The 14,983-nt window shown below is 45.0% G+C and carries 15 protein-coding genes and 1 pseudogene; 12 read left to right on the top strand and 4 right to left on the bottom strand.

The features are described 5' to 3' along the window. Positions 1-3 precede the first annotated feature (3 nt). The 4 genes from qoxC (at position 4) to V6B33_RS04225 (ending at position 2,994) form a co-directional block, all read left to right on the top strand. Positions 4-615, top strand: a complete 612-nt coding sequence (gene qoxC, locus V6B33_RS04240) for a cytochrome aa3 quinol oxidase subunit III (protein WP_334216508.1) — start codon at positions 4-6, stop codon at positions 613-615. Next, positions 615-914: a cytochrome aa3 quinol oxidase subunit IV gene (qoxD, locus tag V6B33_RS04235; RefSeq protein ID WP_442915470.1), complete on the top strand. Its 300-nt coding sequence runs from the start codon at positions 615-617 to the stop codon at positions 912-914. Before qoxC ends, qoxD begins: the two co-directional genes overlap by 1 nt. Before the next feature lie 170 nt (positions 915-1,084). Further along, a complete protein-coding gene (locus tag V6B33_RS04230; protein WP_334216507.1) occupies positions 1,085-1,708 on the top strand; it encodes a TetR/AcrR family transcriptional regulator in 624 nt (207 codons plus the stop codon). After that, a complete protein-coding gene (locus V6B33_RS04225) occupies positions 1,705-2,994 on the top strand; it encodes an MFS transporter (RefSeq protein WP_334216506.1) in 1,290 nt (429 codons plus the stop codon). The genes V6B33_RS04230 and V6B33_RS04225 overlap by 4 nt, the downstream gene beginning before the upstream one ends. A 113-nt stretch (positions 2,995-3,107) precedes the next feature. On the opposite strand, the gene V6B33_RS04220 is transcribed toward V6B33_RS04225, so the two are convergent. Continuing rightward, complete coding sequence (locus V6B33_RS04220; RefSeq protein ID WP_442915469.1) at positions 3,108-3,731, bottom strand: spore coat protein; 624 nt, start codon at positions 3,729-3,731, stop codon at positions 3,108-3,110. Positions 3,732-3,901: 170 nt separating this feature from the next. Next, entirely contained in the window at positions 3,902-5,101 is a 1,200-nt protein-coding gene (locus V6B33_RS04215) for an iron-containing alcohol dehydrogenase (RefSeq protein WP_334216505.1), read from the bottom strand. Positions 5,102-5,286: 185 nt separating this feature from the next. Here V6B33_RS04215 and V6B33_RS04210 point away from each other — a divergent pair, with 185 nt between their 5' ends. Beyond that, complete coding sequence (locus tag V6B33_RS04210) at positions 5,287-5,478, top strand: hypothetical protein (RefSeq protein ID WP_334216504.1); 192 nt, start codon at positions 5,287-5,289, stop codon at positions 5,476-5,478. A 2-nt stretch (positions 5,479-5,480) separates the two neighbouring features. Then, the gene (locus V6B33_RS04205) at positions 5,481-5,612 is read left to right on the top strand and encodes a DUF4385 family protein (protein ID WP_442915468.1); all 132 of its coding nucleotides are present in this window, start codon (positions 5,481-5,483) and stop codon (positions 5,610-5,612) included. Positions 5,613-5,662: 50 nt separating this feature from the next. Here the strand turns inward: V6B33_RS04205 and V6B33_RS04200 are convergent, their stop codons facing one another. Beyond that, complete coding sequence (locus tag V6B33_RS04200) at positions 5,663-5,854, bottom strand: hypothetical protein (protein ID WP_334216503.1); 192 nt, start codon at positions 5,852-5,854, stop codon at positions 5,663-5,665. A 251-nt stretch (positions 5,855-6,105) separates the two neighbouring features. On the opposite strand from V6B33_RS04200, the gene V6B33_RS04195 reads away from it, so the two are divergent. The 5 genes and pseudogenes from V6B33_RS04195 to V6B33_RS04175 all read left to right on the top strand — a co-directional run bounded on the left by V6B33_RS04195 (position 6,106) and on the right by V6B33_RS04175 (position 10,644). After that, the gene (locus tag V6B33_RS04195; RefSeq protein WP_334216502.1) at positions 6,106-6,555 is read left to right on the top strand and encodes a MarR family winged helix-turn-helix transcriptional regulator; all 450 of its coding nucleotides are present in this window, start codon (positions 6,106-6,108) and stop codon (positions 6,553-6,555) included. A 51-nt stretch (positions 6,556-6,606) separates the two neighbouring features. Continuing rightward, a pseudogene (locus V6B33_RS04190) lies at positions 6,607-7,619 on the top strand (flavin-containing monooxygenase). 80 nt (positions 7,620-7,699) lie between these two features. Further along, a complete protein-coding gene (locus V6B33_RS04185; protein WP_334216501.1) occupies positions 7,700-9,085 on the top strand; it encodes an NAD(P)-binding domain-containing protein in 1,386 nt (461 codons plus the stop codon). 59 nt (positions 9,086-9,144) lie between these two features. Continuing rightward, positions 9,145-9,354 (top strand): hypothetical protein, encoded by a 210-nt coding sequence (locus V6B33_RS04180; protein ID WP_334216500.1) that lies wholly within the window; start codon positions 9,145-9,147, stop codon positions 9,352-9,354. 30 nt (positions 9,355-9,384) lie between these two features. Next, on the top strand, positions 9,385-10,644 hold the full coding sequence (locus V6B33_RS04175; protein WP_334216499.1) for an MFS transporter: 1,260 nt from the start codon (positions 9,385-9,387) through the stop codon (positions 10,642-10,644). 100 nt (positions 10,645-10,744) lie between these two features. Here V6B33_RS04175 and V6B33_RS04170 read toward each other — a convergent pair whose 3' ends face one another. Beyond that, complete coding sequence (locus V6B33_RS04170) at positions 10,745-13,816, bottom strand: efflux RND transporter permease subunit (protein ID WP_334216498.1); 3,072 nt, start codon at positions 13,814-13,816, stop codon at positions 10,745-10,747. A 236-nt stretch (positions 13,817-14,052) separates the two neighbouring features. Here V6B33_RS04170 and V6B33_RS04165 point away from each other — a divergent pair, with 236 nt between their 5' ends. After that, positions 14,053-14,931 carry a TetR/AcrR family transcriptional regulator gene (locus V6B33_RS04165; RefSeq protein WP_334216497.1) on the top strand — a complete coding sequence of 293 codons (879 nt, stop codon included), beginning with the start codon at positions 14,053-14,055 and terminating at the stop codon, positions 14,929-14,931. Positions 14,932-14,983: the final 52 nt, after the last annotated feature.

The following is a 14,983-nucleotide window of genomic DNA, read 5'->3' as shown; positions in this document are numbered from 1 at the left end:
TGTATGGCACACAGTACAAATGTAGATCCTAACACGCCGCTTGAATATCAAACTGATATAGGAAAACTGAATATCTTTGGATTCTGGATTTTCCTTGGTGCGGAAGTGGCCCTGTTCGCCACGATCTTCGCCACTTATTTCGCCCTTGAAGGCGGCACGGTCGGTGGTCCGCTGCCAGGTGAATTGTTCGACTTGAAAAACACGATCATCATGACGCTGCTGCTGTTGATCAGCAGTTTCACGTCCGGTTTATCAATAAATGAATTAAGAAGAAGAAACGTCAAAGGGATGATGGTCTGGCTGATCATCACCTTGCTCTTCGGCGCAGGGTTCCTTTACATGGAAATTTCCGAATTCCTGCACCTGATTCATGAAGGAGCGGCGATCGGCACCAATGCATACTGGTCTTCATTCTATCTATTGACTGGTACGCACGGTCTCCACGTAACATTAGGGATCCTCTGGATCATCCTTGTGATGTTTCAAGTGAAGAAACGGGGCTTAAACCCTGATACTGCTAAAAAACTATTTGTATCCAGCTTGTACTGGCACTTCCTTGATTTCGTATGGATCTTCGTGTTTACAAGCGTGTACTTACTAGGGATGGTGGGATAATGTCAAATAACACATCGAACCACAGTCGTATACCTTGGACGCAGGTCATCGGTTTTGTCCTTTCAATTGCGTTAACATTCCTTGCCGTTTGGTTTGGACTTTATATGGACTTGGCGTATAAGCTGATTGTAGCCATCGTATTTGTACTGGCGCTCCTTCAGGCAGCCATCCAGTTGTTCATGTTCATGCACGTAACCGAAGGCGAAGGAAAATGGCAGGTAGGCAAAATGCTCTCGGCCGGCTTCATCGCCATCGTCATCGTCGCAGGCTCCGTCTGGGTCATGAACAGCATGCACTAAAAGCGGGACGAGGGGACAGGTACACTGTCCCGGATCTCTTTATCAGCGAAGAGGAAGCCTCTAGTATAGAGGCTTCCTTTTTTTGCGGGAATATAGGTGTTGACTATGGAATAAAATTACAATACAATAATGATTGATTGATCAATCAATTTTATTCGGGGATGATTCACATGAATTCTTCACTTTCAGTGGAAGAAAAGAAGAAAAGAAAGAGAGCATTGATTCTGCAGGCAGCGGTCAAATTATTCAGTGAGAATGGATTTGCTGAAACGCCGATTGCAGCGGTGGCAAAGGAAGCGGGTGTAAGCTTCGGTTCGGTTTTCACGTATTTTGAAACGAAGGAAACCTTATTTCAGTCAGCCATTTTGGAACCGCTGGAAGAAATTAAGCCCTATTTTTATGAAATAGAAGAAAGGTATAGCGGAAACCCGATGGAGAAGATCAAGGAAATGATCCACTGTCAGGTTGATTTATTTTCAAAGAGAAAGGAATATTTACTGCTGATTCAACAGGTGCTTGCAAGACCAGACCGCTATCCTGCACTGTTCCAGGAACTTGATGACTTCGTAAATGTTTTTATCGACCGCATCTACCCGGTCATTGCTGAAGGGCAGAAATTGGATCTGTTCTACCGGGATCCGCCGCCTTTGATCGCACAGTCCTATCTATCGCTGATAAATGGGATGAGATTGACCTTTGTCGATGATTATACGAATTTAGTATGGAGCGATATGAAAATACAGGCATTGAGGCTATTTGGTCCGGTATCCGACGCGGGGGAGGACATGCAATGAAACTGAGGGATATCCACCCGAATATCAAATTAAGGCTGGGTATGCAGTTCCTGGGGGGACTGGTATCCATGGCAGTCATTCCGTTTCTGGCCATCTACTTTGCTCAAAAAATCGGGGCTGCTGAAACGGGGATCATCCTCATCTTGATCGTCATCAGCGGTGTGGTCGGAGGATTCATCGGCGGCCATGTTTCCGATAAGATCGGCCGGCGTAACATCATGATCTATTCTGAGATTGGTGTGCTGGTCACCTATCTATTCATCGCTTTTTGCAATTCACCCTGGTTCGATCTCCCGTATGTGTCGGCTGCCTTTTTTCTCCTCAATATGTTTGCCGGCGGGATGTTTCAGCCTGCTGCACAGGCGATGATCATCGATGTGACGGATTCGGAATCGAGAAAACTCGTGTTCACAATCAGCTACTGGCTCGGGAATTTGGCCACCGCCATCGGGGGGATCATGGGAGCATTCTTGTTCAAAAACTATTTGTTTGAACTGTTCATCGGGATATCGGGCATTTCGCTCCTATCAGTCCTGATCACCATTTTCTTCATCACAGAAACCTACACACCAGAGCAAATTTCACCAGAACCTTCAACGGCACAGCCCAAATCTTCTCCTTTAGAAATGGTTCAAAGCTATTCTGCTGTCTTAAAAGATAAGCTGTTCATGTTTTATATAGTCGGTGCCGTTTTCATTTTCACACTGGAGCAGTCCTTGACGAACTATATCGGGATCCGGCTGGAAAAGGAGATCCCGGAGCAATCCGCCACGCTGCTCGGAATGGAGTTCATGCTCGACGGCACAAAGGTGCTCGGATTTCTCAAGACGGAAAATACACTGCTGGTCGTACTCTTGTCCACGGTTGTTCTGATTCTTTTTAAAAAATGGAAGGACCACTGGAACCTCGTGGCGGGAATGTTCATCTTTTCAGTCAGTTTCAGTGCCCTTGCGTTTACCAGCAATATATGGTTTCTCTTCCTCCTCATATTTGTCGGGACAATTGGCGAACTGATGTATGTACCGGTCAAACAGGCCATGATTGGCGACCTTGCCCCATCCCATGCCCGCAGCACGTACATGGCGTTTTACAGCCTCACCTTTTACGGGGCAATGATCATCGCATCGCTGCTGATCATCGTCGGGGAATGGGTCAGTCCTGTGGCGATGGGCGGCATCCTTCTTGTTTTTGGTCTTACAGGGACTGCACTTTATTATCTGATTACCAGATCACTTGAGGCGGGCAGGACGGCTGTGGAGGAAGTGAAGACGAGGATTTCATCTTGAGAGAAAATTAAAAGGGACACGGAACGCATCCGTGTCCCGCATAAAACGAAACGGGCATGTCAGCCAGCTTATGAGGATTCTGAAAGTCATCCAATGTCCGTATCCTATAATGGCTAGTGAGACATGTTCCCCTGAGGGGCCGTTGCATAGCTTTGCAGCATTTGCGCCATATCCTGGTCGTTCAGCTGGGGGACCTGATAGTAGCCGTGCTTGTTCTGGTATAAGAAGATTTCATAGCTCATCTCAATGAAATTCGGCACGCTGTCTGCTGTGACACGGCGCAGGACCGGGTTCGTCATTTCAAGGGCTGTCATAGCAAGCAGGGTCGCGAGTGATTTTGTTTGACCAAGCATATAAGCGGATAATCCTTTTTCTGAGAGCTCACTGATCGATTGGTTTGGTTTCTTAGGCGGTCCTGGTTTGAGACCATATACAATGTCATTGTTTTGCATCATTTTATACTGCTGAGTCGGTACTTGAGGATCGCTGCCAGTGGTGAAACTGCCGACAATCGTGTTGTACATGGTTGTCACGAAAGCCGATTGGCGTTTGAGGATATCCTTCAATTCTGGATCCTGGATATGCTGATCATACATTTGATACTGATCAAGCATGCTGATGATACCTGCAATGATTTCATGGGCATCGAATAATTCATGACCGCCATGGTTCTTGTTCATTTGAACCATGCCTGGTGTGGTGTTTTGAGTTTGGTCATTGTTTTGCTGATTGAACATGATGTTCCCTCCTAAGTCGTTGACATCGGTGTTAGATTTTCCTTTACACTGGAAAATATGTATGACCCGCCAGCTGCAGCATTTAGAATAAAGTTCATTACCTTTGAGATTAAGGGATTCATACAAAAAGTCTAATCCCCATTACGAAGGGATCAGACTTTTCACGCTAACTATTCCTTAATCAATCTATATAATTCAAACAAGTCTTTTTCCGTCAAGATCTTCGGCACTGGGTAAAGCGGATTCGCTTCAGCCAAAGCACGTTTGACCATGAGCGGGATATCGCTTTCTACAATTCCGCTCACTTTCGCCGGAATGTCCATGTCCTCGTTCAGTTTCTTGATCGCCTCAATGAATGAGGAGGCTTTTTGTTCGGCCGTATCCCCTGCTTGGCTTATTCCCGCGGTATCAGCTAGCTCTGCCAATTGTTTGTGGACTGAAGCCCCGTAGTACTCAAGGACGTGCGGCAGGATGATCGCGTTCGCAAGTCCGTGGGGGATGGAGTAGAAGCCGCCGAGTGTGTGGGCGATGGCATGAACATAGCCGACATAGGCACGTGTAAAAACAACCCCGGCCAGATATGAAGCCTTCTGCATACTGGTCCTGGCGTGGATATTTTCTCCTTCGGAATACGCTCCATAAAGGTTGGCAAAAATGAGTGAAACAGCTTCCTTGCTGCATTGGATGGTTTCTTTTGTCCTGCTTCTGCCAATATACGCCTCCACAGCATGAGTCAATGCATCCATTCCGGTCGTCGAGGTGATGCGGGGAGGGAGCTTCACGGTCAGCAGCGGGTCGAGCACGGCATAATGAGGAATCAGTACAGAATCGTTTACCGCATATTTCTCATGGGTTTCGGGATTTGAAATGACGGCAGCCAGCGTTGCTTCGCTTCCGGTACCGGCAGTTGTCGGAATCGCAAAAAGAGTGGGGATCCTTTTCCTGACCTTCAACTGCCCCCTCATCTGGGGTATCGTCCTGTCCGGTCTTGCAACCCGTGCCGCGACACCCTTCGCACAATCCATCGGCGATCCGCCTCCGAACGCTATGATGGCCTCACAGTTGTTCATATGATAGATGCTAAGCGCATCTTCAATATTTTCAATCGTCGGATTCGGGACGGTTTTGTCATAAACCGTATAGTTCAGGCTTTCCGCATCCATCTGCAAAAGCAGCCCATTCATAAGTCCGAGTGAGCCGATTCCTTTATCGGTGACGATTAAAATAGTGTGAATCCCCATCCCTTTAATGAGTGCAGGGAGTTTCTCCACACTGTTTTCTCCCGTGATCAGCTCCGGTTTCCGCCAGGGCAGAAGATAAGCAGCACCGCGATAAGCATGTTGGTACATCCTGCAATATAACGTGTACATACCATTCCCTCCTTTTTATAAAATTGTGTATGATTGCCGGGTTTCATTCATAATGATCAGAATTTTCCGAATATGTACGTCTATTTTAACAAGCAGGTTTCTTACATACCAGCTAAACTTTGTGTTCTTCGCAAAGGTTGTTATAATGGACGTTCATGGTGAAATTTAAAAGGAGTTGAGAACCCTTGAAATATATACGTTCCCAAATGAAACGGCTGATGAAAGATGAAAAGGAACTGCAGGACCGCTTAAAAAGATTGATGGATGAACAGGGACTGGAAAGAAGCTTTGCGCTCAAGGCTTTGTATCATTCCGAAGTAGCGGATGGCGGAAAGTATCAGGCAAAGTACCAGGCATTGGATGAACCGGATAAATAATAATGGTGAAGGAACGGCAGAATGACCCGGTCAAAGCTGAGTCAGCGGCCATCTTCAAAAAAAAGTGGAAGCTTGAAAAAGAAGTTGAAGACTATCTTACACTAAAACGAAAACACCAAAAGAAAGACGGATGAAAAAGGCCCGCACCACGCAGCTATAAAGCAGTGTGGAACGGGCTTTTTATTTATCGTTTCCTGCTATCGATGAGATGCATGACTCCTTTGAAGATCAACACTAAAGAGAATAATAAAACAGCGAGTACCCCAATCACATCAACGATTGGATCAATCGGAGCCAAGAACCCTGTCAGCGGCGCCTTCAGAAGTGCAAAGCCCGCAAGTATAGAAAATAAAAACAGCCAAATCGGACTATCCATTGTAAACCCCTCCTTTTCATTATTAACTTATTCAGATTGCGAAAAAGCGTTTTCAAAATGAGGAAATAGCCCGGATAGAGGGGAAGAGATAGTAAATAATTTTCGTGTGACTATTCTAGTTAGAATTCCGATACCAAACAATCAAACTAAAGGCTTTCTAACCTGGGTAATGGATTTTTTTGTGTTTGCTAGCAAATAATAGTTGCAATTCGCAATCAATTTACATACAATGTGATTAGGAGGTGGAAATATTGGAAAATCTTCGTGGAATGTTTCAAATCATGACACGCCGTTTTGGTTTACTTAATAAAAATTGCTGCAGTGTTGGAGGATGTGATATTTCCCTCATCCAAAGCCATATCCTCTATGAAATAGATAATCAGCTCAAGCCGTCTATACAACAGATTGCAGAAATCTTAGGGACTGATATTACTACGTTTAGCCGGCAGGTACAATCCTTGGTTAAAATGAACCTGGTTAGAAAAACACCAGACCCGGATGACAAACGGATCAGTATTCTTTCTTTAACCACAGAAGGGAAATATATTGCTGCCACGATTGACCAACAAATGAATTCATTTTTAAATGAAGTTTTTTCTCAGATGAATGAGTTTGAAAGAGAGACTGTTATTCGTTCAATTCACCTGCTTAACAACGCAATGGCGAAGTCCAGTGCATGTTGTAAACCAATACAGGGGTAATTCCCTGCATCCAATACTTGCAATTTGCAAATAAATGAAGAGGGGGTTTATATGAAAAAAATTTGGGATGTTATTGTCATTGGAGGTGGGCAGGCTGGTCTTGCAGCAGGGTATTATTTGCAAAGAAAGGGACTTGATTATTTAATTTTGGAAGCAAATGAGCATGCGGCAGGTTCATGGCCACATTATTATGATAGCCTCAAGCTATTTTCTTCTGCTCGTTATTCATCTTTACCCGGCAAGAAATTCCCGGGAGATCCTGATCATTATCCTTTGAAAGCGGAGGTGATTGATTATTTAGTGGAGTATAAAAATCACTTTAATCTGACAGTTATGGTCAATCAAATGGTCTTATCCATAAAGAGCAAGGCTAAAGTGTTTGAGATCTTAACGGAATCCGGCGAGACATTCCATGCTCAAACTATTATCAACGCAACTGGTTCATTTAATAAACCAAATATTCCTTTGATCAAAGGGCAGGAGTCTTTTCTGGGACGCACCATTCATTCATCTGAGTATAGAAACCCGGAGCCTTTTATTAATCAAAGAGTAATTGTGGCAGGGAGCAGGAATTCAGCTGTGCAAATTGCCATTGAGTTAGCAGAATCAGGCAAAACAACTTTAGCTGTAAGAAAGCCGGTTCAATTAATAAGACAAAGATTCTTGGGGAAGGACCTGCACTTTTGGATAAGGACTGCAGGAATAGATACTTTTCCTTTCTGGCGGTTCGGCAAGGAACCGCCAAGCCCGATCAAAAACCGATGTTTAGTTCTTTCTATGAAAATGGAGTAATTTGGCCGGATGGTACAAAAGAACAGGTTGACACAGTCATCTATGCTACCGGGTACCATTACAACCTTGATTACTTAAGCGATCTAGGTGCCATTAATCAAGAAGGGAAGCCTATGCAAATTGCCGGGGTCAGTACCTCCGTACCGGGACTTTATTATATTGGCCTGGAAGGTCAGCGTTCATTTTCTTCTGCAACGTTAAGAGGGGTGGGGCCCGACGCACAGTTTATTGTTCAAAAGATTAGGAGATATTTGAAATCTACTAAATTTTGAATGACTGGAAAATTTCGAGGAACTTTTAATACACAATACTGTCCGAACAAAAACCTATTAAAGGACAAAAGGAGAGATAAATGATGGGAAAGAAACTTATTAATGAAAGCGGTTGCTGCGGTACAAATGTCAGCTTGACTCAAAGTAAGACGGAAACTAATGAAACCAGTAAATTACCGGTTGCAATTATAGGCGGTGGTCCAGTAGGTCTAGCAGCTGCAGCTCATTTAGCAAAAAGAGCCATTCCGTTTATCCTTTTAGAAGCGGGAACAAAAATTGGTGCTAACCTCTTAACCTGGGGACATGTACGATTATTCTCCCCTTGGCAATACAACGTCGATAAAGCTGCTAATGACTTATTAAATGCAAATGGCTGGATTCATCCTGATCTAAAAGGTTTACCGACCGGGCAGGAACTTGTCGAACACTATTTGCAGCCGTTGTCCATGGTGCCTGAGATTAAACCATATGTTCATCTCGATACTAAAGTCATTTCGATTGGCAGAAAAGGGTTGGATAAAATGAAAACAGCAAATAGGGAACATGCCCCATTTATCATCCATACTGAAAGAAATGCAGAATATAAATCCTTTGAAGCGAAGGCAGTGATCGATGCTGCGGGTACATGGGGACACCCCAATCCGGCAGTTTCAAGCGGGATATGGCTGCCTGAAGAAAAATCCCTGCAGGAAAAAATATATTATGGTATTCCTGATATCACAGGCAAGGAAAAACAACGTTATGCAAATAAACGGATTGCTGTTGTGGGAGGAGGCCATTCAGCCATCAATGCTTTATTAGATTTAGCTAAATTGAAAGAAGCTTATTCTGAAACAGAGATAGTATGGATTATGAGAAGGCAGCGGGTTGAGGATGCTTATGGCGGTGAAGAGAAGGATGCACTTGAAGCTCGCGGCCTCCTCGGCAGCAAAATTCACCATTTGGTAGAGAACGGGCAAGTGAAGGTAATTACACCATTTCGTATCGAATCAGTCAAAAAGTCAGAAAAAGGAATCAAGTTAATAGGCAGCCAAAATGGTAATCAAAGGAGCCTTGATGGAATCGAAGAAATGATCGTTAATACAGGAAGCCGTCCTGATTTTTCAATAATAAATGAACTTCGTACCTCTATAGACACTGGAACTGAAAGTGTAGGAGCATTAGCGCCATTGATAGACCCTAATATTCATAGCTGCGGTACGGTCCGGCCTCACGGAGAAAAAGAGTTAAGACAGCCTGAGAAAGATTTTTATATAGTAGGTGCAAAGAGCTATGGGCGTGCTCCAACCTTCCTGATGGCTACAGGCTATGAACAAGTTAGATCAGTTGCCGCTTATTTAAGTGGTGATCTGGACGGGGCTGAAAAAGTGGAGTTGGATTTACCGGAAACAGGTGTTTGCAGCGTCAATCTAAAGAGTGAAAATTCTTCCTGTGACGAAACTTCGTCTTCTTGCTGCAACTATTGATACACCTGCTTAAAGGGGAAGCCGCACTTCCCCTATCAACGAATATAAAGGTGATGCAAATGACGATCAATCATGCCGGAACGCTTAGAAAAGACTATTTTGTTTCTTATATGAAATTAATAATGAATGCTTGCGGATGTTCGATTGAGGAAGCGAAAGATAGAACCTTTGAAAGGCTGTTTCGATTAAACGAAAATGAAATGGGTCAGGAAACCTTTACACAATTTCTTTTGGCTTATCAAGAATTAATGGTGCCTCCCAATGAGTAAAGAAAATTTTCTCCGCGAAAGGAAGAACTCATGGTGACTATTAAAGATCAGAAATCTTCAAGCACTATTGTAATAGTCGCCATAGTTACAGCTTTAAGTCTCTTGGGAGATTCAATGCTTTATATTGCCCTGCCAATCTATTGGGAAACGGCAGGGCTTGATTCCATTTGGCAAGTAGGCGTGCTTCTTTCGATAAATCGCTTCATACGATTACCCATTAATCCTCTGGTTGGCTTGGTCTACAAACGTATTTCATTGAAGACCGGATTGATCACAGCGGTTCTGTTAGGAGGATTCACAACGATAGGGTATGGTATTTTCGAAGGTTTTCTGGCCTGGATGATTCTGCGTGCCATATGGGGGATTGCTTGGTCTTTTTTTCGAATTGGAGGGTTATCAGTTGTTGCCCTGTACGCTGATAAGGATAAACGGGGATATTCAATGGGTTTATTTAATGGGCTCTATCGAACTGGAAGCTTAGTGGGGATGCTGATTGGCGGCATGTTAGTTCCTTTTATTGGCTTGAGCTCAGTATCAGTAGGATTTGGTTTATTGACCCTTTTAGGGCTTCCGATATTGATGAATTTTACAGTTTCTCAGGACAATGTGTCTTCTGTAAAGGAAGAGGAAATAAATAAAGGAAGGCCTTTTATTGGCAAGCAGGGGTATAAAGTATCTATTATTGTTTCGGGTTTTCTCATTGCTATGTTATTTCAAGGAATCGTTACATCCACGCTGAGTTCAATGATTGAACACTTTTATGGAGAACGTATTTCAATAGTGAATGTAATTGTGAGTGTTACCTTGTTATCAGGCATAATTCAAGCAGTTAGGTGGGCATGGGAACCCTTCCTCGGAAGGACTGTGGGGCACTGGTCTGATGGCTCGAGAGGCAGGCTGCCGATTTTTATTGTTTCCTTGATTTTTGCTGGCATTGTTTTTGGTATGTTATCCATTAGACTTCCGTTGGGGTTCTGGATCGTCATTACTCTTTTCGTGATGGCAGGAGCTACAATCTTATCTACCATCCTCGACACTCTTGCACTAGACACCTCAAAGACTACAAATGTCGTATCTTTCCTTACCATATATTCCATCTCTCAAGATGCAGGGGCAGCTTTAGGGCCGGCACTCAGTTACATAATCATACAGTTAAAGGGAGGCTTTGGTTTATTATATTGGAGTGGAGGAGTGACACTCCTTATATTAGCTGTAGTATGGTCGGTTTTAGCAATGAGAATGAACACATCAATAGAGGGCTGTGAAAAAGGAATCAACAAAGCTTATTAAAATGCTGCAGAAATCTTAGTAGCCTTAATCAACTAGAAAAATGCACTAAAGCAAAAAACCCCGCTCCCACCGAATAAACCGGCAGCAACGGGGCTTACTCCTATTCCACTGCTCTCTCTCTTTTCCTCCGCCGAAAGCGGTCCAGTACCAGATAGAGCATCGGCACAATCATCAGTGTCAGGATGACCGAGAATGCGATCCCTGAGATGATCGTAACCGCAAGCGGCGTGAAGAGCACATCTCCACTGACCGCGACCGGAATCAATGCAACGATGGATGTGAGTGCGGTCAGGACGATTGGTCTCAGTCTGACGCGTCCTGCCTCGACTACTGCATCTTTCAGATTCATGCCGTCTCTTAATCCCTGTTCAATGAACTCGATGAGGACGATCGAGTTCCTTACGACAATTCCCGTCAAGGACACCATGCCCATGACTGCCAGGAAGCTGATTGGTGTCTGGGTGACGAACAATCCGAGAATGGCACCTGCTATTGCCAGGTAGACAGCAACCAATACAAGAAATGGCATCGATAATGAATTGAACTGGAGGGCGATCAGCAGGTACACAAGGAACAGCACAATCGTGAACAGGATCGTGATTTCCGAGAAGAAGCTGCTTTGCGCTTCATTCTCGCCGCCAAGTGTCACTTTATATTCCGGATCAAGCCCTTCTTGCGTATCCTTAACAATTTCTTGCACTTTCTCTTTATATCCGTCTTCGTTTTCAGGAAAAGCACGGATCGTAATCGCGCGTTCCCCGTCTAAGTGAGGAATCTGCTGGATTTCGTCTTTTCTTCCAACCGTTACCAGGTCATCAAGGGAAACTAGTGCCGGCGGTCCTTCAGCTGCAGGGTTCTGCGCACCCGCAGGTACTTCCAGTACGGAAAGGTCGACTTCTCCTTCGTTCCCGTCCAATACAACATTCATATCCCGCTTTGTGACGCCGTTATCAAACGCTTTAAGGGGGATCCCTTCCGTTGCCATGCGTATTTGCCGGCTGATTTGGTCAACAGTGATTCCGTTCGCTTCCATCAATTCCCGATTTGGAATGTATTCCATAGTGGGAGCAAGCTCTCCGACATTATCGACAACAAGGTTTGTTTCCAGTCCTTCGATTCCTTTTCGAATCGAGTCACGCAGTTCGAGGAGGTTCTCGATTTCAGGACCTGATACCGTGACGGTTACAGGGGCACCGGCCGGCGGACCCTGCTGGATCGTTTCCATGAACAATTCGGCTTCGGGGAACTTACCACGGAGCTTCTCTGTCCAGTCATCGATCAAGCCTTGGGCAGTCTGGTTCTCCTTGTCGACCCGCGCAACAATCTGCCCAGTGTTTTCACCGGCATTTTGAAGGGAGCTGTTAAACAGATTAGGCAGGCCGGTTCCGGCAAACACGCTTGTTTCATGGACTCCTTCATGGGTTTTTAACCTGTCTTCCATTTCTTCAAGCGTTTCCGCCGTTTCTTCAAGCGTCGTGCCAATCGGCAGGGTGACGTCGATAGTCACTTCTTCACGGTCGGCTGCCGGGAAGAATTCAAATGGTGTGAACGCAATCAGACCGAAGATGGCGGTCGTGAATAGAAGACCCAGTGTTGAAGTCAGTAAAGGCTTCTTTGAGAATCTTTTCAAGATGCCGTCTGCATATAAATCTGCCAGCTTATCGAGTGGCTTCCCAAGGATGCCGGGTGAATCAGAGATCTTTTTCTTCGTCTTACTGTAAAGCATGTAGCGCAGCACGGGTACGAAAACGAGCGCAGCGAGCGTTGAAGCCAGGATTGTCGTGATCAAGACGGTTGGCAAAGCCCGGATGAATGCTCCGTTTGCGCCCGATAAAAAGACGAGCGGCAAGAATGTGAACACGATCGCGAGGGAAGAGGTGACGATAGATACCCACATTTCCTTCACACCGTTCACTGCACCTGTCAACGCATTGTCACCGAGTTTATAGCGGCGCTGGATATTGTCATTCATCACTATAGAATCATCGACCAGGATACCGAGTGCGATGATCGCACCGATGACTGATATCTGATTAAGATCGACACCTGCGTAAGGGAGAGGGATCAATCCGGCCAGAATAGAAACCGGGATCGCTAATGCGACGACGAACACTCCGGAACCTGTCAGACCGACTGCGGTCGTGACGATCACAGCCAGAACGGAAATCGCCAAGGAAATGAACAATCCTTTAAAGATGTCGGTAACAAGGCTTGCCTGGGAATAATAAGGAACAAGGGTGACATCTTCAGGCAGGTTCTCTGCAAGTTCCTTCACTTTCCCGCTCACGCTCTTATCGACGGAAGGGATATCCTCCCCTTGGGAAACGAATGCAGTGAAGGATAGTGAGGGTTCGCCTTCATACGTGATGATATCTTCTGCCTCTTTCGGTGAAATCTTCACTTCGGCAATATCACCGAGAAGAATCGATTCACCAGCCGGGCTCTTTCCGACAAAGACCTCTTTCATTTGATCGAGGGTCGAATAATGTTCCACTGAAAGTTGAACGACTTCGCCGTCGATTGTTTCTTTCCCAAGTGGTGACGGGTAGTATTCTTCATTTATGGCGGTCATTACGTTTGAAACGTTCAAGCCGGTTTCTTTTAATTCCTTCAGGTTTAACTCGATGAGGATTTGCTCTTCGGCAAGTCCTTTTACAGTGGTGCTTGAAACACCGGGCAACTCTTCAATTTCTTCTTTCCAGCGGTTCATTTCTTCTTGAAGATCCTGCAGGTTTTCGCGGCTGTCACTTGTAAGGTGATACGAAACGACCGGCATCTTCACCTTGGATTCATTGATTTCAGGATCGAAGGCTTCTTCGGGAAAGGAAGCGGAAGCGCCTGACACGGCTTGGCGTACATTGCTGAACACTTCTATTTTGTCTTTGCCATCCTCCACCTCTACAATAATGGTAGAGAATCCGGAGGCTGACGACGAACTCAGCTCCTTGATGCCATCAATCGATTGAAGGGAGTTTTCAATCGGATTGGTGACTGCACGTTCCACTGTCTCAACGGTCGCACCGGGGTAAACGGTTGAAACCGTCCCTATGTTCATTTCCGTTTCAGGAATTTCCCTCTGCGGAAGCTGGAAAAAGGTAAAGATTCCGATGATCGCGAAGAGCAGGACAAAAATCAATGTGATCTTTGATCGTTTCAGAATGGCTTGAATCACGATAAAAAACCTCCTTTTCAGTAGTTGACTCGTTGGTCAGGTGATTTTCGTAATGTGTCTATAAATGCTGTTATAATAGCTTTAGTTTATTTGACTTATAAGTCATTTTTTCATGATTGAATCGTCCAGTCAAGATTGGATGTGTTGATCGGGAACGGGGGAAGTGGAAAGTGAGGGAGTGTGTTAAAATAAGTTGGTCAATACATGAATACATGGCCGGGTTTGAAAGGGTGGCAATGATGAATAAACGTAAGGTGATATTGGAGATGGCGGTCGACTTGTTTGCGGAACATGGGTACAATCAGACCTCGATGCAGCAGATTGCGGACAGCATCGGGATATCAAAGGGTTCTTTGTATTCCTTTTTCCAATCGAAGGAAGATCTGATCATCTCGATTTATGAGCACTATCAGCAGCTTGTCTTTGAGCGGGCATTCGTGGTCGGTCTGGACGGGAATATGCCGGCTGAGGAACGGCTGGCCAAACAGTTTCAGGTACAGTTCGAAGGGATCCTCGAATACAAGTCATATATGAAGATGCATATGAGGGGTGAAACCGCCAAGAACAGTGAAAAGCTTGCGGGAATGGAACATAGGATGCGGGGCAGATTATTCAGCTGGCTGCAGTATAATCTCCAGCGCTTATTTGGAAACAGAATCGATCCGTACAAATGGGATCTGATGTGGATGACCCAATCGATCTATTCATCTTATATGATGCTCCTGATCTCAACCGATAGTGAACTCAAACCGGCAGATCTGGGGAAACATCTTGTAAGGCAGATCATGATTCTTGCGGAAGATTTCTTCGAAGGGAAGAGCATGCCCCTCCTGGATGATGAAATGATGAAGCCGTTCTCTGTCGATATGGATCGTGAAGGGGCATTTATCTCTTTTGAAAAAAGGGAAAAAGCCTGGACGGATCTTTATGATAAAATTCATTCCCTGAAACGTGAAGAAGCCGGGGAATATGTAATCATTGCCGACAGGATCTCGGAAGAATGCCGGAAATCGAAACCGGATGACTTATTGATCAAAGGCATGTTCCGGCTGCTTGCTGATGAAAAAGAGTTGAGCGGTGAAGTGTCCGAATTGAAAAAACAGCTGCTGCCTTGAGTGTCTGGGCGGGAGCTGTTTTTTTGATGTGTACCTGTCCCGATCGTGGTGA

The sequence above is a fragment of the Mangrovibacillus sp. Mu-81 genome (genome assembly GCF_036867415.1).
Lineage (GTDB): Bacteria > Bacillota > Bacilli > Bacillales > Bacillaceae_B > Rossellomorea.
This window is presented reverse-complemented; position numbering and strand designations above follow the sequence as displayed.

Excerpts from the sequence above, each read along its gene's own strand:
- qoxC (WP_334216508.1), top strand. The coding sequence starts at position 4 with ATGGCACACAGTACAAATGTAGATCCTAACACGCCGCTTGAATATCAA.
- qoxD (WP_442915470.1), top strand. The coding sequence starts at position 615 with ATGTCAAATAACACATCGAACCACAGTCGTATACCTTGGACGCAGGTC.
- V6B33_RS04230 (WP_334216507.1), top strand. The coding sequence starts at position 1,085 with ATGAATTCTTCACTTTCAGTGGAAGAAAAGAAGAAAAGAAAGAGAGCA.
- V6B33_RS04225 (WP_334216506.1), top strand. The coding sequence starts at position 1,705 with ATGAAACTGAGGGATATCCACCCGAATATCAAATTAAGGCTGGGTATG.
- V6B33_RS04220 (WP_442915469.1), bottom strand. The coding sequence starts at position 3,731 with ATGTTCAATCAGCAAAACAATGACCAAACTCAAAACACCACACCAGGC.
- V6B33_RS04215 (WP_334216505.1), bottom strand. The coding sequence starts at position 5,101 with ATGTACACGTTATATTGCAGGATGTACCAACATGCTTATCGCGGTGCT.
- V6B33_RS04205 (WP_442915468.1), top strand. The coding sequence starts at position 5,481 with ATGGTGAAGGAACGGCAGAATGACCCGGTCAAAGCTGAGTCAGCGGCC.
- V6B33_RS04200 (WP_334216503.1), bottom strand. The coding sequence starts at position 5,854 with ATGGATAGTCCGATTTGGCTGTTTTTATTTTCTATACTTGCGGGCTTT.
- V6B33_RS04185 (WP_334216501.1), top strand. The coding sequence starts at position 7,700 with ATGATGGGAAAGAAACTTATTAATGAAAGCGGTTGCTGCGGTACAAAT.
- V6B33_RS04180 (WP_334216500.1), top strand. The coding sequence starts at position 9,145 with ATGACGATCAATCATGCCGGAACGCTTAGAAAAGACTATTTTGTTTCT.
- V6B33_RS04175 (WP_334216499.1), top strand. The coding sequence starts at position 9,385 with ATGGTGACTATTAAAGATCAGAAATCTTCAAGCACTATTGTAATAGTC.
- V6B33_RS04165 (WP_334216497.1), top strand. The coding sequence starts at position 14,053 with ATGATGAATAAACGTAAGGTGATATTGGAGATGGCGGTCGACTTGTTT.